The following is a 20,279-nucleotide window of genomic DNA, read 5'->3' on the forward strand; positions in this document are numbered from 1 at the left end:
CCCACCCACATGATTATTTATCTTTCGCGGCGTCTTTCTTGCCGTGGTTCACACCGGCATCGGTGCTTTCTTTCTGCTGGGAAGACATGCCGTTCGTGTTGACAGTCCGGCCTTGTAATCCAGCTTGGTAACCATTTTTGTAGTCGTTACTCATAGTCTTCTCCTCGATTTTGTATTGCGCTTCTGGTGCGTCTCACCCCTTTCTGAGCAGTGAAAGATTGTCTTTTGGGCTCAGCTGGGCGATAGATCGGAAATTAATGGAGAAAAGCTCCGCCGTAATGGACAGAGGCTGGACAGTTATGGACTTCATCAGGAATTTTGAGGATCACCATATAGAGCGGATCAGGCGGGCTATCATTGCCTTCCGCAACGATCACAAGATTGGAGACGTGAAGCTGGCGGATCGTTTGAGCATCTATTATCCGGAGGACCGCGATACGAGCGGAACTATCAAGAACCTTCAAAGGCTAAGACAAGGCAAGAATATTCGCGGCACCTTCTTCTTGAATGCCTGCGTCAAACTTCTGGAAGTTGAAATGAAAACGCCTCCCGAAGAAGAGCTGGGCCTGGCCATGATGCGTTTCATCGGTCAGTTTCATGGTTATAAGGAGATGTGGGAACAGTTCGCAGGAGAATATTCTCTGAAGGTCTATCCTTTACAATCAACCGGCATTGCTCCGCAGGGAGGCCTGGCACAGACATTTGTAGCTGTTGGCAGGGGCATTCCCGTCAGCGGCAGCAAGGAAAAAAGCACGCCTGTCAGGCTTTCAATTGGTCCAGGTGAAGGAAACAGATATGGCGTTGCTAAAGAGACATATCCCTTTCATGGAAATGGCAAGGCGGATGGCGGTCCCGTTACATTGCATAAATCAGGCGTATGCCTGCCTATCGGCAAGAACGACTTTCTGGTGCTTATGCGGGATTTTCTCTTCAGCCATATGTATGTATTGCGAAGGCAAAAGAACGGATTTATAGGGACATTTATCATGCCGTCAGTTTTTGAATATCTCGCGGTGGACATACCGACGGGCCTTCAGCAACCCCAGTATGGGGTTGTACTACAGAAACTTGAAGCATCGATAGGAGCAGGTAGTACGTAAGCGGCTACGTAGTACAAGCGAGTAGTATGGTAAAAATATATGGAAAAATGCAGGCCACACCGAAAAATTCAAAGAGGGCATAATTCTGAATGACCTATATTGAATTTGTCATGGTTTGTTTTTCGCCTGTCCGCTTAGCAATAGGCCAGTATAAATCCCATTTAATACTGCTGTTGCTGCTAATGCTGACGTAGCTATGGCAGCTCCGTTAAAAGCTGTCAAAGATGTTAATCCTAAAAGCCCAATATTCGATAATGAGCAATACCATGCGTTTCTCATTTTCATAGTGATAAGCTACCATATTAGAAATATTTATGCAAATTTTTAAGTAAAAATTTAATTTATTCGTCGAGATTATCAAAAGAATCGCTCGTAAAAAAATCAAATGCAAAAAAAACCATCATTACACAAAGAGGTAATACAGATTCTGCATTTACGACAGGTGCTAAATAGCCAAGAAAAACAAGGAGGCAGGAGATATACACAATGTTTATCAAGACCCATTTCTGGCGTAGGTGCTTTACTATCGCCTCAGTACTAGGGCGACCTTTATCTACCCAAATCTCAAAGAGATGTACAAAAATCCACAATGTAGAAACCAGAATTGAGTATATCAGCCATTCTGCTGATCTTATCGGTTGACCAATGGACCATCCAGCTTGAGCCATTAGCAACCATGAAAAAATCGCAAGAATAAATCCAATATATCGGAAGAAGGTCTTGTGCTGATAGGCATCACCAAAATGCTTGTGATCGTCAAAGGCAGTCTTAATTTTGAATAGTAGGATAAAGATCATCAATAGCAATATGCTGGGGGAATCTTTTAGATAATGGAAAATTGATATATCAATGTTTTTGGTTGCTCCAGTAATCCCAAAGCCTACCGCACCTACAACCAAGAATGTCGCGCCACCATTAGCTGCCTGAAATATATTCATAGTTTTTCCCTTAGCATTTAATCAATATAAATCTCCTATAAATAGCATGAAATTACCATAATTTTAACCGCTATCTGCATACGATATTTCCTTGTAGTACGACTAAACTGGCGTAGTAAGAACAAACGTAAATGCGCGCAAGATGTGTTTTGTAGTACAAAACCGATCTTGCCAAAGAGGTGCTGCGCCCTCCCGTGGACCCTCCCGCCTTGGCTCAGACAGGGTATCGAACCCCTCTGAGCCATCTAATCGTATCGCCGATTAATCACGACCAGCCTATCGTTCTGGACCACTCGCAGGAGACTTCGCTCTCCCTGCACCCATCGATCAAAGGGCGTTCCTGCCCTTGTGAAATCCTGACCATGTCATGGAGACGACTTCATCGAGACCATGGAAGGGAGCTTTCGCGCTACCCTTACCCTAGAACCCATCCCATCGAGCAGGAGTGTGTCACATCCCTTGCGTCCCCGACCAACTACTTGGATTGGATACCGCCATCTTCCCGAAGCTGGATCACGATTAGCGAGTATATCGCCGCCGCCATGAACCAAATACAATATCTGGCTTGAATACTGGCAACCCAAACTTCAATGCAACGTTGAGCGCGACGCATAGAACCGAACCGCTCTACAGGATCGGGGTTGGGATGTGCTGACAGTATGGGAATGTGAAACGGTTGCAGAGTGGAGAGATGCACTGAATGAAAAGTTACAATCTTTTTTGAGTGGTAATATTCACAACAAAGGTCGATAAATTTATTTGGCTGCTGCTACACCGTCTGTTTGCTCAACGGATTCATGTTCAGCCATCTGGGGGACGGGCACAGCTATTTCTTGAGCGGCTTCATTTACAGTCGAAGCTATGGCAACATACGCGTCGCCCATCATCATTTTGTAGTGTCCCCCATGCTCTGACTCTTCAAAGATGCGTTGAAACACAGTCAAATATCGATCCACTTGGCCAGGATTACAGGACATGAAGAGATCGTCATTCGCGAAGTGAGAGCCGTCGTTGACCCATGAGAGAAGCGAGCCACAGATTAATTTGTCTTGGCCCTCAAACCTCTCGATGACCTTTTCGAGCGTGATGCCACCAAAGAATTTGAAATAATGCTCCAAAATGCGCCGCATGACATTTTGAATTGCGGTATCGGATGGAGGTTTTTGCCGAACTTCCCGCCATAAAAGCTCATAGCTGGATTTGATTGGGTTTTCGGCTGATGCCGCTAATTCGGAACGCTCCGTCGATTTCCGAATTATCCAGAAAGTCTCATCATGAAGTGCGTCGGCTCCACTGCGCTTTCTGTTAAATGTTATTTCTTTGTGGAAATATATGTTGTGCGTAAGGACAAAGACTTGCTTGATAGAGCCGCTTCCCTCACGCATTTCGGCAATAATTCCCTTGATGAGATTGCAGACAATAAAAAGGATATCAGCATCAAGACTCGATACAGGATCGTCAAAGACAACAATACGATCCGTCGTAGCCCCGCTGGACGAGAACGAGCCTCTGATAAAGTGGTAAAAGTACAGAAACGTAATAAAGGATTTCTCACCCTCGCTCAATGTGCCTTTTGCGTCGGAGCCATCAGGGCGTTCAACTGCATAGAAACCTCCGCCGCCACTTTCAACTAAGTGGAAATTTGTAAATCCAAACGACTTCAACAGTTTGTTGATAGCGTCAATCGTCGGCTTGATACTCGTGATTTTACTTTCGTTTTCTTCTAGCTCGACCTGCTTGGCATCAAACTCCTCCTGAAATTTCGCGATTCGTTCGGATAGACCCGTTATCGCTTTGCCGAGCGATCCGCTTTCAGTTTTGAATTTCCCAAAGATTGCCTTGGTATCTTCAATCAAACGCTTCCAAACTTGTGATGATAGATTTTTTTTCGCTGCTTCAATGTTGTGAATTGTATCGTTGTTCGCCTTTACTTTAGCGTTTGCGGTTTCAACGTGGGTATTCAAGGTCGCAATGAGCGGCTTCGTATCTTTCAGCGTGACCGGCGCACTCGGTTCTTTTTTCTTTCCTTTAATGATTTCGATATTAGCTTCTAGTGCGAGCCGTAACGTTGCAAAGTCTTTTTTAAAGTTCTCGCTGTCTAGAAACGGCGACTCGTTTGTGGCCAAAGCATTATACGCCGCAACAGATTTTTGTGCGCAAGACTCATACGCACCTAATAATTTATCAATGGTTGAAATGTCCTCGATATAGCTTTCGTCAAAATATTCTTCAAGGCTTTTGCGAAACGCTACATCGGTCTTTTGCTGGCAGAATGGACATTGGTCGTCGAGCTTTTCGAAGTACTGTCTGCCCAGCTGAACCCAGTCGCTATTGCCTAGCTTTTCGATTAATGCAGCAATGTCTACATCCGTCTTGCCAATAATCTTCTTGCCTAAAATTGTCGCAGTTTCACTTTCTTGCAGTTCGGTTGTGTCTGGTGTTGGCAGGGCAGCCGCTTCACTCAAAGTATCCGAAAAAACAGTTACGGCGTCATTCCGTAGAACCCCAATGTCGCGCAACTCAGCTGAATTATTTTCGGCTTCTGTCTTGTATCTGGCGCAGAATTTTTTCTTATTGTTATTCAACCCCGTAAACGCGTCGTCGAGATCATCAAGGTTCCGTTTAGCGTTCCATATATCTTCAACAAGTTGCGCATTTAGGTCCTCTTGTTCTTTTTGCTTGCCGCTTGTTCCGTCCTCACCATGCAAGGCCGTTTTCAAACCAGCAATTTTACCAGAAAGCTCACTAGCTTCTGACTTGAGCACTTTGATCTTTGCGGCGACCTCGACATTTTCACCGAATGTGTAAATACCTTTGATATTACTATCGGCATCGAAATGCTTCTCCACAAAATCACGATTGTAGACACGAGTTTCCAGCGGACTCGCAGCGGTCCAGGTCACGTTGCAGTCAGGATAGGCCGCAGCATTTTCAATTACGCGGGAAATTGTGGTCTTTCCGGAACCATTCGCCCCGAATATGAAGTTAAGAACTTTCAGGCCGTCAAGTGTCGTTCCGGCAGCATCATAAGAGCCCTCACTCGCCAAATGTATCTTTTCAATCATTAGGTGCACATGGTTTATATTTGTCTAAGCAGGATAAGGCTGCCATTTAATCCAATGCATTGACAAGTTTTTCTTGATTTTTATATGTGTGTCTCTTTCGGATCAAATATCCCTAAGCCAATTCTGAAACAGCAACGATTTTGTTGTATAGCCCAACCTCTGCTTGATAAGTCTACGTGTTTTTATAACATTTTTCTAATGCGGCAAACCTTCCGGTTCACCGCATCGGATGGCAAAGCCTGTCACGGGCCAGATGGCCGCATACTCAATTCACGCTGGATGTTCTGGAGCGAGGCGAGGGCGTTGATTCGCTCCATGCTGCCTTGCGGGTAGGTGGCGACCCTGCCGGATACCATTCTGAACAGTGTTTGCAGTTCTGGTTTGCTCATGCGCGCCAGTTCGAAGTGTGTGATGAGTTTCATGTCATCCTCCCTTGTTATGGGAGGCACCGACCACCGGAGCCTTTCGGCCACTCGCATCCATCATCATTGGCCATAGAAGGCTTCGCTGCGTCGGCAGGACACACAGCGACAAGGGATAGGAAGAAACAGGAAATGAAGAACGCGCCAAATGGCGCTGCTTGAGCCAGCGCAAGCACTGACATCTATCAGAAAAGGGTCAGGGGGCAGCCGCCCCCTCGCAGGCAAAGGGTGGGGCCTCGCCATGCTCGCTTCACGGTGTTGCAGCTCCGCGTGGCTCCGGTCCCGCTTGCGCGCCACTTGCCTTTGCTCCCCCGCTCCTCGGCGGAGGGCCGTTCCGGTTGCATGTGCAACCAGACAGCCTCAAGGAGGAAAATAAATGAAAACAGTCCTTTACGCCCAGCCATACGACATTTGCGCTAAGGGTTTTTATTTCAGCGACAGAGAAGAATTCCAGCAGAAACTACACAACGCGCGAAGCGAATACGGCGAGCCGGTCGAGGAATTTGAACTCCAGTTTATAGACGGCGAAGAAATAGACTGCGCGCTTGCTAAAGCCTGGGAGCTAAACCAGTGTAATGCTAAGCGCTTCCTTGATGTCATAGATGAATGGGACGAGCAGCAGAAGCGGTGTTTTATTGTCGGAGTTGGTGAATGCGGATGTATGTTCGATCAGGAACAGGACGATCCTGATGCGCTTGATATCGACCTGTTCGAAGTGGACAGCCTGCGCGAACTTGCCGAGCAGTTTATAGACGAAGGTTTGTTCGGCGACATCCCCGAGAATATTGCTCATTATCTGGACTATGACGCCATCGCCCGCGATTTGGGATTCGATTACAGCATGACCGAAATTGCAGGAAAGCGTTTGGCCTATCGGTGCGATTAAGGGAGTCGCTTGCGGTGTAGCCGAGGGACAGTTGCTCAAACCTCGAATAGTTCCTGATAAATGGCTTCGAACTTCGCCGTTTCTTCGTCGGAAAGAGGCGAAAACTCTTTTTCCCGCGCACGCTTGGACAAGCGGCCATTGTTTTGTTTCAGGAAGTTGAACAACAGATCAACGGTTGAAGCAGGCATTTCAACCAGAGTTTCTACACGGCTTTTGAACTGATCGTATCGCTGCAAGAAGGCGGCCTCTTCCGGCAGGTCGTTTTCGATGGTTTTCTGCACGCATTCGAATAGAAACTCCGCGTGTGGTGTGGCGTCAAAATACCTGTAGAAATCGTCGGTGTCATTGAGAACGCGTACGTTCATCCTCTCCGTCGGTTCCCATTCGATGACTGGTAAGAGCCGTTGCGAGTAGCTTTCAAGGACGCGGCGATAGTCGTCTATTCGCTCCAGAATAGCCGAAGAAACCGGAAATACGATGCCAGCCGGATTGAATCCGCGAGCTGTCAGAACATGGTGGATCAGATAGCGATGAATCCGTCCGTTGCCGTCTTCAAACGGGTGGATGTAGACAAAGCCAAAGGCAAGCGCAGAAGCCGCAATCACAGGATCAATACCATTGGCATAGCTGCGGTCAAAATCGATCATACCTTGAACAAGGGCTGGCAATGCCTCGTGACGTGCACTTATATGATCGGGGAGCGGAATGCGCGTGTCTTGTTCATGTTCACCGACAAAGCCGCCTTCGTTACGAAATCCAAGGCGGATAAATCGTTCTTTTCCGATCACGATGCGTTGCAAGCGCAAAAATTCATCTTTGTCGAGCGGTTGTTTGCCCGCTTCGCCAATGGCCTTGCCCCAACGCTGGATACGGTCGTGCGGGGGTGCTTCGCCCTCGATCGCATAGCTGGACTTGGAATCTTTCAGAAGCAGAAAGGCAGCCGTGCGCGCCAGAATCCCCGCTGAAATTTTACCTATTACGGCGCGGGCCTGTTCATCAAGCCTCGCGTCTACAAATCTTTCCAGTTTTTCGGTGCGTCGGACAAGCGGGCAGAAGTTTGGCGTGCCTGGCAGGTTATTTCGCACGCGGTGGCGAGTCGATGTTTCTCCCTTAACGGCCCATTGCTGTTTCGGATCGACAATATCGGCATAGGTGCCGGTTTTGGCGTCAGGAATGTCAAGGGGGCGATCAAGCAGCCATTCGTAAAGAAACCAGAGGCGGCGCATATAGGAACTTGTGGGCTTGGCGGTTATAATTGCTGCGAGCTCGTCGGCATCCATAGCGAGAAACAGGCGCTTGAGGATTGCGAGATCGAGCCCTTCATATTTCAGGGCAAAAACCAAATGGCCTTCAAGCGTAGATGGCGGTTCATGACGAGGCGTGTATATTCGCCAGCCGCCTTCTTCATATATTTTGTGACGTTTGCCAATTGCACTCAATGTGAGTGGTAGCGGAATTTGAAGATTGTAGGCATCAATCAGGGCGGCATAGCCAACCGGCAAAGCACGCTCTGGAAGCCTGCTTTCCTGAAAAACACTTACTGGCTCTGAAAATCTCTTACTTTCCATGCTTTTTCTGATATCCGATTATTCTTGTTGAAATTTACTACACAAAAAACAGCATCTCATGAAAATTGATTATTTTCAATGAAAAATAATGAAAATATTATATGGTTCCTGAAAAACGATTACATTCGGGCATAAGGCGCCTCAAAATCATGCCTTAATCCCGCTCCTCGGCATCGGCCTTTAGTCGCCCTTGCATCGTTCTAGAAGAATATTCTAGTGGGTGAATGCTGGCGCAACCGGAAGAGGGGCAGAAATGAAGCCCTTGTCCGTCAAGAGGGTGTCTGTTAGCCTATAAAAATCTACAATCATTAGTAGCGTGCTATGTATATATCGAACCAATACCGCATCTATGAAACTGAACATTGGCTCATAAACCATAGGATCAATTCTGCTTTGCCGGGGTATTTGATGCTGGGCACCAAAACGGATGCAGTTGATTTTTCTGGAATTCCTATGGATGCGCTGACATCGCTAGGCCCACTAATCAATATGACGCAGCATGCTATGCAATCAGCTTTGAACCCAGCACGAATATATATTGGTCGATATGGACACACTGATGGAATACCGTTTCATCTTCATTTGATTCCAATTTTCAATTGGGTTGAGGAATTATTCTGGAAAGATGAACGCTATCGAGTTCTTGGCAATTTTTCCTCTCCGCCGGGGGCTAATGGGACTGATGGGGTCGAACTTACATTCTTTGTTTGGCGAGAATTTTGCGAAAGACCCGATCCGCCATTCAATCAAGGGCCTTCTGTGGAGCAAAGCATCGTGCTTCTAAGAGAAGAAATGATCAAAAAAAGCAAGCTTGATGACGCCTCATAGTAGACACAGGTGAAAACGTTCGAGCTTAGCGCAGGCTTGCTCTGTTACTGATTGAGCCGGTCATGGTGGTTTATTCACATTCCTATACCTTCGCTTGCAATTGGAGCATAGCTACGTGGGTGCGGGTTATTATTTCTTTCGCCATCCATTGACGCATGATCCGCTTTGCATTGCGGGATGGGGTGGGATCGTCCGCGCTAATACCGCTGATTTATTGCCAGAGATGGAGCGCGTCAGGCATCGGACGACTCTCCATGATTGCTACGAATTGTGCCAAATGCACATGGTGTCAAACATAATGACATTCGAGATATGAAGACTGTTCTTGTTTCTGAGCTTCGGTTTGAGGAGTCGGTAGGTGCAACAATCACAATAACGAAGCAACCGATGATTTGACTTTGGACATTCAGGGCGAGACCCAAGCTAGGTTGGTCAATACAGCGTTTTTAAAATGCAAATTAGATTAATTGACCCCTGAAATATCAAAATTTCCCGCATTTTTTGCGTGCTAGGACGTAGATCGTCGCTTGCGGAGCTTTGTCGGGCAGATCATGAATCCGGTTAACAATTTCAGTCATGCCATCACCCTCACCGAAAAACCAGTTTGTCAGACAAGTTGCCGCTTCCTGCCTTTTATTAACCTTGGCTACAAAAGCCAACGCTTCAATTGTGCCGGTGATGTAACCGAACCTTTCATCGTCAGAAAAATTCTCAAGCAATTCCTTGTTCGTCATCGCCTGGGATGGTGAAGAACAGGCGGAAAGCAAAAGAGCTATGATCAAAACCAGTTTCTTCATGATGAAGTCCTTTTCATAAAATGATTATGAAAATAGTAGCGAAAAGGGTCCCTTTCTTCTGATGCGAATGCTCTTGAAGATGACCTGTTAGGCAAGACAGGATTTGGAAAGGCTCCTGCGGTCAATAATGCCTTTTGCTGCGCAGCAGAAGGTTCTTTTGCCGCCGATACACCTGCTCTTGACCCTTCGGAGGTAAAGCCGTTCAGTCCAGTCGTCGCAAAGCCTTAGACAGCGTCTTGGGGGATACTCCCAATTTTTCTGCGAGGGCCCTGATTGTAGTGCCGCCTGTCTCTATCCTTTTACGGGCATGTCTTAGCTGAATGTCGGTAAGTTTTCTCGGGCGGCCCAGTTTTTTGCCTCTGGCCTTGGCCGAGGCCATGCCCGCCTTTGTTCTTTCACTGATCAGGGAGCGCTCAAATTCCGCAAGCGCGCCCATGATATGAAAGGTTAGCTTTCCGCCAGGTGTCGTTGTATCTACGACCTCGCACAATGATTGAAAGCCAATCTCACGCTCACCGAGGTCTGCGATAATGTCTATCAGATGCGCAAGCGACCTGCCCAGCCGATCAAGACGCCATGTTACAAGTACATCACCGGCTTGAAGAGTTGACAGCGCTTCACCCAGCGCCTTCCGGTTTCTGACTATTCCGGATATGCCGCCATCCTGAAATATCTTTTCGCAACCGGCTTTCTTCAAGGCGTCAATCTGCAAGGATAAATCCTGATCGTCGGTTGAGACTCGGGCATAGCCAATTTTCATTCAAACTCTTTGGGGTCATTTTTTGAAAATACAGGTGCAACAACGAAACTAGACAAAAAGGACCCTTTTATTTCCTCCCCATTTTCAGATAGTTGCGGCGGCGCAGGCGTATCTGCAACGTCAGCTTCCAAAGCGCTTATTTCACGTTCCAATGCGTCGAGGTCATCAACGCTTTCAATCTTGTCCGAACGGTCTCTGATGGCTTCGTATCGAGCGCGATTATGTTGGGCGTTATCAAATCGTGATCGCGCGTCCCTGATCATTTGATATGAAGGCGCATCTGCATCCAAAGCATGATAATCAACGTCTTGCGGCTCCGCTATCTGGCCATCTTCATAGCGCATGCTTCCATCGTCTTCATCCTGATAGATATGCTGCCCTTTTTTATTCTGATTGGCTTGTTCCCGAAGTTCCTGTAAATGCTGTTCGGCCTGCACCAGTTCAAATTGTGTCTGGCTATCCAGCTCTTTCAGTCGTTCGTTGATAGCTTGAATACGCTCTTCATACTCCAGTGTCATTTGATAAGCGGCAAAATCTGTGGCTATATCGCTATCATCAACTTCAGCGAATTCGGATTTTTTACGAGCGGAAATGACAGGGCTGTTTTCCCCATCCGACAGGGCAGCCAATTTGAGCAGAAGCTCTTGTGACGGTATGGCAAGTCTTTGAAATTCTTTGTCTAATATACTCAAAATCCCTCAATACGATATAAAATAATATGATATAATACTATAACGAGTAAATTATGAAAATTGGGTTAAGGTTCCTCTGACAACTAATTCTCGTTTTGACTAAAGATATACTTAGTCAGGCTGCGGCCCGTGAGATCGTCTCTGACGCTGATGGACAGCTTTGTTGGCTTGGCGTTTTCGGTCTTGTGCCAAGGGTTCACGGCCCTGCAATCGCATATCGTCGTAATGGCTGATATCCTTGCGCAGTCGCAGCAGGTCCATTGAAAGTCTGTTGTTCTGGGATCGAATTTGTTGCTGCAACTGTCGCCGTTCTTCAGCTTGATGGAGAACCAGCGTATCACGCTCCGCTGAATCGCGTTTGAGCGCCTGCCATGCTTCCAGTTCATTGCGTTCTTTCACCTTGCCGTATTGTCCGGTCAGACGATGCCAGATGCCTGAAATGCCTGAGGGCAACCGCCTTGTCCTGGCATTCTCCTCGGCCTGCCAGCGCCTTTCCTGTTTCTGCCTGAGCAAGGCGCGGGATTGACGGTGGCGACCGACCATCTCGCCACGCTTGAATTCCAGTACCTTTCTGCCCCGTTCAGCTTCGCGCTCGGCCTCACGGACAAACTCTTGCAGTTTGTTCGTCATTCGGGCGGCAATCTGCGACTTTTTCTCCTGAGCAGGGAGCAGGTCTCCATGACTGCCAAGCTTGCTTGCAACCTCTTTTGTGCGGACGCCAGCATAGCGCGTGATGGAATAGACTTCGCCCCGATAATCAATCGCGACATAACCTCTCCTGTCACCTCTTGCCAGCGTGAAACCGTTTTCTTCGAGGGCATGCATGAAAGCCGCTTTGGAATCCGAACGTTTCCAGCAGTCCTGAAAGATTTGTTTTATATGTCGAGGATCAAGCTTGACCCGTTTCGCCTGTTGCCATTCCGCATGGCTGAAATTCAGTGGATCACGCTCGCGCGTCTTTACAAGTCCGCGCGGCATGGTCCAGCCATGCTCCAGGAACAGCTCACGGGATACGTCTTTCAGTTTTCGTTTATAGTGCGGCAAATTGATCGCCCGCATCCTCTCGCTGTCTATCCTGGACCAGACTACATGGGCATGCCGCCGACCATCCTTGTCATGAAAAACGATGGCACGGGGTTGCCCTTCAAGGCCAAGTTTTCTTTCAATCGCGTCTGCGGTTTTTTCAAACATGGCCTCATTGGTGACGGCGTCACCTGGTGGATTGAGACTCATGGAAAAGAGATATTTCTGGCACCGTGTCCCTTTTGAAATGGCATCGACTTCCCTGAATGCGTCCAGAAGGGTATCGCTGGCAAAGCCGCGCAACTCATGCAGAGAAACATGTTCATTTTCGTTCATGGTCAGCAAATACCGAGCAAGCTGCGCCCCGCCGCCGCGTTCCTTGGCTTTCAGGATCATGGCTTGGGCTCCGGCCTGTTTCCGAGCGCTCTCATCAGGTCAATCCGGATTGCCTCGATAGCCTTGCAGGCTTCCTGAAGGTCTTTTTCCGTATCCGGTGTGACTGGCAGGGAACCTGAATTCACGGCTTTTGCAAGCTGGTTGAGGTTGCTTGACAGGCGCGAACCGCCAAGAGCGCCAAGAACACGGCCCAGGGCCTCATGATCCTTGATCGGATTGCGGCCCTTTACACGGCGTCGGGAAACGGTATCGCCGAACAGTTTTTCGCGGATATAGGCACTCAACGTCCGGCCAGCGGCATCGCATTCCAGTCTGGCGCGTTCCTCATAAGTGAGCCTGAGCGAAAATGGCGGCGGGTATTTGGCTGTCTTACCCGCCGCTATCCTATTGAATTCACGGCTTGAAGTCATTTTTCCCGCACCCCGAACCTTCAAGGTCCTCATGTGCGAGATGGTTTTCCCATTCCTCCAGCGCCTCAAACAGAGTGTTCAAACTTTCTCCGTCGAGGTGCGCCAATCTTTTCATTGAATATTAGTTAGTTAACCACTTTCAAAGCCATTTTATTTCTTATGGATTTGATCATCGCCGTCATACGGAAGGCATTAGAAGCCAATTTGAGCGATGATGAGAAGTTCGGATTGTCACAAACGAAATACTGAAAGAACAAAACAAGCATCCGTTACATAAGCATATAGGCCTTCCTTATCGGGAAATGTGACGCAACGAGCTTCTAAAATCTGCCCTTTAATTCATGCCGTTTCATCCGTGTTAATCCGCAGCTTGAATCGTAATTGAATATAAGTACGACTTAGGATTCCCACACTAACCTAGACATTGACTTTCATTTTTCTCATCACGATTTCGGAACGGCAGGCGTTATGTGGACGATGCGCACTATTGAAGAGTCGAGAAGAAAAATCATGGATAGAATTCTAAAGAGAATACTAGACGGCTATATTATGAGCCCTGAGCATCGTGTATGGCGCGTGGCTCCACTCGTGCAACAATATAAGCTTGGGAAAATTCGCCCTGCACCGGTTGATGTATATCTCTGGCGACCATATAAAAAAGGTAGCCTTATTAATGCGGGGCATGTTGCATACCGCTATAGTTTAAAAGATACCCTTTTCGAAAAACAGGATGGAGTGCTTTCAGAATATCCGACATTGGATGTCTACCAAAGCTATTTGCCCGATCATAATCGCCCCATTGTGCGCGAAAAGGTCAAAATGAAATTACCTATGGCTGTAAGTGAAACTGACAAGGTTATCGTCAGCAGATCGCTTGAAGGATATCAAAAGTTAGTATTAAACCAAAAAACTATTGACGGCCAAATTATCGAAAAATGGCAAGCTTTTAATACCAAAAAGACAGATAAGTTATCTCAATTTTTTACGGATGATGGCTTGAAGGATAGAAACTCTTACGTAGAAAGGATCGCGGACCCGGCCGCGTTGGCCGTCACAAAGAAAGAATATAAGCGGGAATATCCTTCGGGTTTTCAAAGACCCCTTGGCCTGACGGAGTATGACTACGTCACACCGTATCTTCGGGATTGCCTGCAATTCGGTAGTAAGGCCCAAAAGATAATCACAATCCCGTTCGGGATTGATCTCGAACAACTGTTCATTGCCCCGCTGCAAACGTCTGGGCGGTTTATTTTGTCAAACGAAGACGGTTCTGGTGCGGAGTTGGTCCCGTCATATTTTTCCTTTGCCGGATTCCACACCCCTCGTGGAGGATATTGGGTGGATAAAATGCATTGTACAAGCTCTGCATGTCAAAACATAACTTATGGTCTTTCCCCGTACTTTCCTGTGCCACTCTTCGAAGAAATACGTAATATCTGGGATGTTCATAGTTTCGAGACTGTTTTCCAGCATTTTGTGGATGATCTCAATCAGGTTGACTGCAATTGGAAGAAGTATCAGGGCGTGATTAGACAGGGAGTTTCTGCCTATCTCGATATCATGCCGAAAGTCAAAGAATTTAATGCAGCCTATTTCACAAAAGTCAGGCTTCAGGAAGCTTTAGATTCCAACAGTGTGCGGATTGAGGAATATACGCAGGACGGCGTGTATTTGGGAGATAATAAATTGAAAACCCGTCCGTTTGCTACGGGCGAAAAGAAAGACTACGAAAGGAAGCTTATCCAGATCAATGAACTACTTGAGCTTCTATTGCCGCGCCTCAAAAGGCTTGAAGATGAATTTCCCATTGTCAATGACTAGGTCACCAACTCAAGTAAACCGTGACAAAATCCTGTTTGAGGCGAGTTAAGTTGAGGCAGTGAGGGTAGGAAGGTTAAGCCATCGTTGTAGCGTAGACGAGATATCAGATGCCGGGTACCGGGTACTTTGCGTTCATCCCGTTGAGATTATATGTAGAAGGTTCGATTTGATCGGAAATCAGGTGCACATTAGTTATGTTTGCAAGATTGACATTACCTCACTGTCGTTCTGGGATTGATCTCAATATGTATTTCCAGCCGATCGACTAGTAACCAGCAGACCAAAGAATTCGCACAACAAGCATCTATTTCTGATTGATCATGCCACAAATGATCTGTGCGGTAAAAGCGGAGAGAGTCCAGCCAAGATGGCCATGACCCGTGTTGTAATAAATTCCCGGCTGTTTCCCTTTACCAACTCGCGGCATCATATTCGGCATCATCGGGCGCAATCCGCTCCATGAGATTACATCGTCAGTGTCAACATTTGGAAAATGCCGCTCGACCCAGCCGACTAGCGGATTAATACGGTCCGAGCGGACGTCCTGATTATAGCCGTTAAACTCCGCCGTTCCCGCAACACGAAACCGGTTTTCCCCAAGCCGGCTTGTAACGATCTTGGCATCATCATCAAGTAAACTGACCCATGGCGCGCTTTGCCGGCTAGCCTCAGAATTTAAATTTACTGTGATCGAGTATCCCTTCACCGGATAAATATTTATCTTCTCTCCTACTTTGGCGGCCATCTGTTTACTGCCGGTTCCAGCGCAAACCACTGCCTTGTCAAACAAAGTAGGGGCCGCCTTATCTGCACCCTTTGAGCGAATGCAAAGCTCTACTTTTTCGCCCATGGTCGTCACTGACTCTACATCCGACTGAAACAGGAATGTAGCTCCCTTGCGCTCGCAAGCTTCCGCAAGCCCACGCGTAAATTTATGAATATCTCCCGTAAAGTCAGAAGGCGTATAGTAACCACCATAAAACTCCCCACATAGGGCTGGCTCAAGGCAGCGTATCTCTTCATTAGTTACTGCAGTTCGCTCCAAACCGGCCTCATTTAGCATCTTTGTCACATCCGCCGCATGTTCAAAAGATTTCCGATCGGAGTAAATATGCAGAATTCCTTTTTCCACTAGATCAAATTCTATTTCTTCTGCTTCAGCCATGGAAAGTAAATGCTTTCTCGCGGCCAGCGCCATTTTCGCTGTTTCTATGGTATTCTGTTGATAGGAAGAAGTGTTTTTCAGAAACTCTACAAACCAAGAATATTTATGCCAACTGGGCCATGGGTTGACGAGCAACGGCGCATCCGCACGGAACATCCAGGAAAGCCCTTTGACGATAGTACCCAGATGCGTCCAGACCTCGGCATTTGATGCCGATAGCTGCCCGCCGTTGGCAAATGACGTGCCCATGGCCGCATATCTTTCCCGATCGATAACTGTTACATCGTAGCCGTGTTCAAGAAGGGCATAGGCCGTCGTCACGCCCGTTACTCCAGCACCTATTACCGCGACAGATGTCATATATCCTAAACCTCTAAAAAAAGGCCAATGCCGTAGCCGGTATGAGCGACTATGAGCATTGGCAAGAAAGGGATTGGCCACAACTTTCAAGCCGCACCCCAGGGAGGAGAAGCTGAACCGGAAAGGTACAAATTCAGCCTCTGGAACTCCGAAAAAAAATGAATGCCCGGCCTGCCGACTGGCTATTTCTCTTTACTCAGGCGATTTCCCAGTCCAACTTGATATAATGGCGCGGTATATTTCCACTGCCTGTTCAATTTGCCGTATCTCGCAATATTCATCCGTCTTATGCGCCACCGAAATTTCGCCGGGGCCCAATATAACGGTGGGAACCCCCCCAAAAAACGGAGTTAGGACTGACGCGTCAGTGAAATAGGGGGCGCTTGCAGATTCAAAATGCAGCCCTTGAACCTCACCCGCAATCCGTTCAACAGACTTGAGCCAAAAATTATCCGGTTCTGTCCAGACACTCGGCAAGTCAGAAACTATCTCAATATCAATTCCCTCACCTACCTGCGTTATCAACTGTTGCTTGATCTGTTGATGCCTCTGCCCCGGCAACGATCGAATATCGATGCTGATGGCCGCCCTGTCCGGAACAGAGTTAGGGTTCTGCCCTCCCTCCACAGTCCCCACATTCAGCGATGGTACGCCGAAGATTTCGTCTTTGAGATTCCCGAAGTTGAACTCTTCGAGCCGAGTTACTTTACGGGCAATCTTATAAACAGCATTTTCACCAAGATGCGGCGCCGACCCATGCGCGGTCCGCCCATGACAAACGCCCCGAAGCCAAAGAGCCCCCTTATGGCCACCGAAGGGTTTGAGTCCCGTTGGCTCCGCCACGACCAAGGCGCCAACAGGCCCAACGGATGCAAGATCACGGACCAAATGATGTGCACCTTCACAACCTGTTTCTTCACCGCCTGTAAAGATCAAAACCACACCTGGACCGCTGTCCAGTTGGTCCCCTACCTCAATTGCGGCAGATGTAACAGCGGCAATGCCGCTTTTCATATCGCAGGCACCACGACCATAGAGCCGGCCATGGGAAATTTCGCCCGCGAATGGATCATGTCGCCACTCCATCGCACCCAAAGGAACCGTGTCCATATGGCCGGTAAAGCAAATAGGCAGTTTCCCGGAGCGTCCCCCTTTTCGAGCTACCAGATTATAACGATCATTGCCAAACGGCAGGAGGCGAACAGAAAATCCGCGCGCCTCAAGATATCCGCCAAGAAACTCTGAAATTTGTTTTTCATTTCCTACCGGGTTGATTGTATCAAATCCGATCAATTGTCTGGCCAGATCAGTTGCGTTAAGCGTCAACATTGCTCAAACTCTCTATTCTATTAGCCGAAATATGCCGCGTGCATGGTTTCATCCTTCAACAGTTCCTGAGCAGTGCCTGCCGCAACCACTTTCCCCTGCGTGAGCACATAACCGTAATGAGCAATGGCCAGGGTTTGACGAACATTTTGTTCAATAAGCAGGATAGATATTCCGCGCTCGTTGATCTCCTTGATGATTTTGAAATTCTCTTTCACCAACAATGGTGAAAGCCCCAGGGACGGTTCATCAATGATCAACAGCGACGGTTCGCTCATTAAACCGCGACCGATAGAGACCATTGCCTGTTCCCCGCCAGACATTGTGCCTGCCAACTGTTGTTTACGTTCTGCAAGCCGTGGGAAAAGGTCATAAACTGTCTTCATGCGCTTGGTAAGAAGCGCGTCATCTTTTTCGCCATATCCGCCAAGCAGCAGATTTTCCTCAACTGTACATTTGGAGAAGACCATACGGCCTTCTGGGATGCAGGCGATTCCTTCCGAGATCACCTTATGGGTTTGCATTCGGGTGATATCGCGTCCATTAAACGACACTCGACCGAGCCGCGCGGGCGTAAGGCCTAGAATAAGCCGTACCAACGTACTTTTACCCGCTCCGTTTGATCCCAGCAGACAGGTTATCTTGCCCGGCTCCGCATTTAGGGAAACACCATAAAGAACGTCTGCACTGTCATATCCCGTTGTTGCATTCTCAACGATTAATCCAGTTCTGTTGGTCATGCTTCCACTCCCAGATAAGCCTCTTGAACATTCCTGTCGCTGGCAATTTCATCGTAGGTTCCCTCGCAAATCTTGCTGCCGAAATTCAGAACGACACAGCGATCCGTAATGCGCGAGATCAGATCCATTTCATGCTCGACAATAATAATGCTGAGTTTATGGCGCTTGGTTCGAAGGGCCACAATCTCATCTACGAGCAAACGTGTTTCCTCGTGTGTCATCCCTGCGGAAGGCTCATCAAGCAACAATAATCGCGGAGAGCTGAACAGGGCACGGCAGACTTCGATGCGACGACGATCGATCATGGGGAAAGTTTCCACAGGCTCAAACATCTTGGCTACCAGATGCGGTGCGAACATTTCCAATAGCTCGCGAACACGTTCGACACATTCCTCATATTCACGGCGAAAGCTTGATCGCCTGAACAAGTTGAAAACCAATCCCTGCTGGAGCCTTGGGTGGTCCCCCAAAACAATATTGTCAAACACTGAAAGTGACAAACAAACCCGCGCTCGCTGAAACGTCCGAGCAATACCCGAACGGAAGACCTGCGGGGCGGGCAAGTTGGTGATTTCTTTTTCCAGAAAAGAAATGGCACCTTCATCAGCGGCATAGATGCCTGTAAGGACGTTGAAAAAGGTTGTCTTGCCAGATCCGTTGGGACCGATCAGCCCAAGGATTTGCCCTTCCACAACATCAAGATCCAAATTGTTCAACGCCACAACCCCACCGAACCGGCGGACTACGTTACGAGCTTTCAGAACGATTTGAGGAGTCCCCGATGACCTGATTTTCGCCGATTGGCTTCTCGTTAGAATATCCATTATCTGGCGCCCCTCAATAGACCGGGAAAATAAGTACGGGCCGCGCGACTCAACAAGCCATTCGGCCGATATAAAAGCACGAGAATTACGCCAAGCGAGAAAATCAGAAAGCGGTATTCCTGAATGATCTGCAGTTTTTCAGGCAGGATAATCACGATGCCCGTCGCAAGAATGATCCCCCAAATGCTACCGATCCCGCCCAGTAATATAATGGAGACCATGATCAGAGAATCACCAAAGGTGAAGTTATTGGGCGCGATGAAGCCGAGCATCATGGCGTAGAACGCCCCGATAATTCCCATAAAGAAATTACCGATGGTAAAGGCGGTCACTTTCCACCGGGCGACATTCATTCCAAAGCAGGCGGAAGCGGTTTCATCAATCCGAATTGAATCCATATTAAGACCAATCCAGGAGCGTTCAACCCGCCGGACGATGGTAAATGTCACCGCCGTAAGGATCAAAGCAAACAGGAAATAGTTAATGTAAAATGAAACATCAAACCCTGCGATCTGATAACCTTCATTAAAGTTCCAGCCAAATATCACCATGCCCGTGACAGGGGAACCCTGGGCACCGCCAAGAACCGGGCTGACCTCCACCAAGGTGCGAAACAACAAGCTGAATGCAATTGTTACGACGGCCGCATAATGGCCCCGTGTCCGAAGGACTGGCAAGATCAACAAAAAGCCAACGATAACAGCAACCAGCCCGCCGATTACAAGAACAACTAAATGTGGCAAGCCGGTCTGCATTGTCAGTACCGCCGCCGCATACCCCCCCGCCCCGAAGAATGCAGCACCGGCAAAGTTGACCATGCCGGCATAGCCAAACTGGATATTCAATCCGAGGCAGGCAACTACATAAATCAGAACTGTTGTCAGCATCAGCAGGATAAAATGATCACCTGCAAAAACGACTGCCGTCGCCAGAGCCCCAATCATGATTGTTCCGTTGGCAAATTTTTCCGCCGACGCAAAATCCGAGCCCAGTTTACGAATGACACCTTTTTTCTGCAGGACAATGCAGCTAACGGCCGCCAGCACAATCAGGCTCAAAACCGCAACCTGCGATTCCGCCATCATCATAGCCACAACAAACAGGGTTCCGAGTAAAACAGAGACAAATATATTGCGATAAATAGATATAGAATTCACA

19 protein-coding genes are annotated in these 20,279 nt (G+C 47.9%); 4 read left to right on the forward strand and 15 right to left on the reverse strand.

The window, feature by feature from the left end; genetic code table 11:
* Window positions 1-13: 13 nt before the first annotated feature.
* Window positions 14-154: a hypothetical protein gene (locus tag P1U71_RS00060; protein ID WP_301103493.1), complete on the reverse strand. Its 141-nt coding sequence runs from the start codon at window positions 152-154 to the stop codon at window positions 14-16.
* Between the two features lie 103 nt (window positions 155-257).
* On the opposite strand from P1U71_RS00060, the gene P1U71_RS00065 reads away from it, so the two are divergent.
* The gene (locus tag P1U71_RS00065; RefSeq protein WP_301103494.1) at window positions 258-1,100 is read left to right on the forward strand and encodes a hypothetical protein; all 843 of its coding nucleotides are present in this window, start codon (window positions 258-260) and stop codon (window positions 1,098-1,100) included.
* A gap of 341 nt (window positions 1,101-1,441) precedes the next feature.
* Here P1U71_RS00065 and P1U71_RS00070 read toward each other — a convergent pair whose 3' ends face one another.
* From P1U71_RS00070 to P1U71_RS00080, 3 genes are all read right to left on the reverse strand, one after another.
* The gene (locus P1U71_RS00070; RefSeq protein WP_301103495.1) at window positions 1,442-2,038 is read right to left on the reverse strand and encodes a hypothetical protein; all 597 of its coding nucleotides are present in this window, start codon (window positions 2,036-2,038) and stop codon (window positions 1,442-1,444) included.
* Window positions 2,039-2,793: 755 nt separating this feature from the next.
* Window positions 2,794-5,103 (reverse strand): AAA family ATPase, encoded by a 2,310-nt coding sequence (locus P1U71_RS00075; RefSeq protein WP_301103496.1) that lies wholly within the window; start codon window positions 5,101-5,103, stop codon window positions 2,794-2,796.
* Window positions 5,104-5,345: 242 nt separating this feature from the next.
* Complete coding sequence (locus P1U71_RS00080; RefSeq protein ID WP_301103497.1) at window positions 5,346-5,525, reverse strand: hypothetical protein; 180 nt, start codon at window positions 5,523-5,525, stop codon at window positions 5,346-5,348.
* A gap of 376 nt (window positions 5,526-5,901) precedes the next feature.
* On the opposite strand from P1U71_RS00080, the gene P1U71_RS00085 reads away from it, so the two are divergent.
* Entirely contained in the window at window positions 5,902-6,411 is a 510-nt protein-coding gene (locus tag P1U71_RS00085) for an antirestriction protein ArdA (RefSeq protein WP_301103498.1), read from the forward strand.
* A 35-nt stretch (window positions 6,412-6,446) separates the two neighbouring features.
* Here the strand turns inward: P1U71_RS00085 and P1U71_RS00090 are convergent, their stop codons facing one another.
* Window positions 6,447-7,979, reverse strand: coding sequence for a Fic family protein (locus P1U71_RS00090; protein ID WP_301103499.1), 1,533 nt, complete (start codon window positions 7,977-7,979; stop codon window positions 6,447-6,449).
* 321 nt (window positions 7,980-8,300) lie between these two features.
* On the opposite strand from P1U71_RS00090, the gene P1U71_RS00095 reads away from it, so the two are divergent.
* Window positions 8,301-8,807 carry an HIT family protein gene (locus P1U71_RS00095; RefSeq protein ID WP_367281083.1) on the forward strand — a complete coding sequence of 169 codons (507 nt, stop codon included), beginning with the start codon at window positions 8,301-8,303 and terminating at the stop codon, window positions 8,805-8,807.
* Between the two features lie 482 nt (window positions 8,808-9,289).
* Here P1U71_RS00095 and P1U71_RS00100 read toward each other — a convergent pair whose 3' ends face one another.
* From P1U71_RS00100 to P1U71_RS00120, 5 genes are all read right to left on the reverse strand, one after another.
* Window positions 9,290-9,604 (reverse strand): hypothetical protein, encoded by a 315-nt coding sequence (locus P1U71_RS00100; RefSeq protein WP_301103501.1) that lies wholly within the window; start codon window positions 9,602-9,604, stop codon window positions 9,290-9,292.
* A 202-nt stretch (window positions 9,605-9,806) separates the two neighbouring features.
* Window positions 9,807-10,364, reverse strand: coding sequence for a recombinase family protein (locus P1U71_RS00105; protein ID WP_301103502.1), 558 nt, complete (start codon window positions 10,362-10,364; stop codon window positions 9,807-9,809).
* Entirely contained in the window at window positions 10,361-11,056 is a 696-nt protein-coding gene (locus tag P1U71_RS00110; RefSeq protein ID WP_301103503.1) for a hypothetical protein, read from the reverse strand. Before P1U71_RS00110 ends, P1U71_RS00105 begins: the two co-directional genes overlap by 4 nt.
* Before the next feature lie 111 nt (window positions 11,057-11,167).
* Window positions 11,168-12,475, reverse strand: coding sequence for a relaxase/mobilization nuclease domain-containing protein (locus tag P1U71_RS00115; protein ID WP_301103504.1), 1,308 nt, complete (start codon window positions 12,473-12,475; stop codon window positions 11,168-11,170).
* Complete coding sequence (locus tag P1U71_RS00120; protein WP_301103505.1) at window positions 12,472-12,885, reverse strand: hypothetical protein; 414 nt, start codon at window positions 12,883-12,885, stop codon at window positions 12,472-12,474. Before P1U71_RS00120 ends, P1U71_RS00115 begins: the two co-directional genes overlap by 4 nt.
* Before the next feature lie 477 nt (window positions 12,886-13,362).
* On the opposite strand from P1U71_RS00120, the gene P1U71_RS00125 reads away from it, so the two are divergent.
* Window positions 13,363-14,706, forward strand: a complete 1,344-nt coding sequence (locus P1U71_RS00125; protein ID WP_301103506.1) for a hypothetical protein — start codon at window positions 13,363-13,365, stop codon at window positions 14,704-14,706.
* Between the two features lie 304 nt (window positions 14,707-15,010).
* Here P1U71_RS00125 and P1U71_RS00130 read toward each other — a convergent pair whose 3' ends face one another.
* The 5 genes from P1U71_RS00130 to P1U71_RS00150 all read right to left on the reverse strand — a co-directional run bounded on the left by P1U71_RS00130 (window position 15,011) and on the right by P1U71_RS00150 (window position 20,278).
* Window positions 15,011-16,231, reverse strand: a complete 1,221-nt coding sequence (locus tag P1U71_RS00130) for a D-amino acid dehydrogenase (RefSeq protein ID WP_301103507.1) — start codon at window positions 16,229-16,231, stop codon at window positions 15,011-15,013.
* Between the two features lie 192 nt (window positions 16,232-16,423).
* Complete coding sequence (locus P1U71_RS00135; RefSeq protein WP_301103508.1) at window positions 16,424-17,560, reverse strand: M20 family metallopeptidase; 1,137 nt, start codon at window positions 17,558-17,560, stop codon at window positions 16,424-16,426.
* A 20-nt stretch (window positions 17,561-17,580) separates the two neighbouring features.
* Entirely contained in the window at window positions 17,581-18,297 is a 717-nt protein-coding gene (locus tag P1U71_RS00140) for an ABC transporter ATP-binding protein (protein ID WP_301103509.1), read from the reverse strand.
* Entirely contained in the window at window positions 18,294-19,121 is an 828-nt protein-coding gene (locus tag P1U71_RS00145) for an ABC transporter ATP-binding protein (RefSeq protein WP_301103510.1), read from the reverse strand. Before P1U71_RS00145 ends, P1U71_RS00140 begins: the two co-directional genes overlap by 4 nt.
* Window positions 19,121-20,278, reverse strand: a complete 1,158-nt coding sequence (locus P1U71_RS00150; RefSeq protein ID WP_301103511.1) for a branched-chain amino acid ABC transporter permease — start codon at window positions 20,276-20,278, stop codon at window positions 19,121-19,123. The genes P1U71_RS00145 and P1U71_RS00150 overlap by 1 nt, the downstream gene beginning before the upstream one ends.
* Window position 20,279: the final 1 nt, after the last annotated feature.

This window comes from Sneathiella sp. (assembly GCF_029233945.1).
Classification (GTDB): Bacteria; Pseudomonadota; Alphaproteobacteria; order Sneathiellales; family Sneathiellaceae; genus Sneathiella.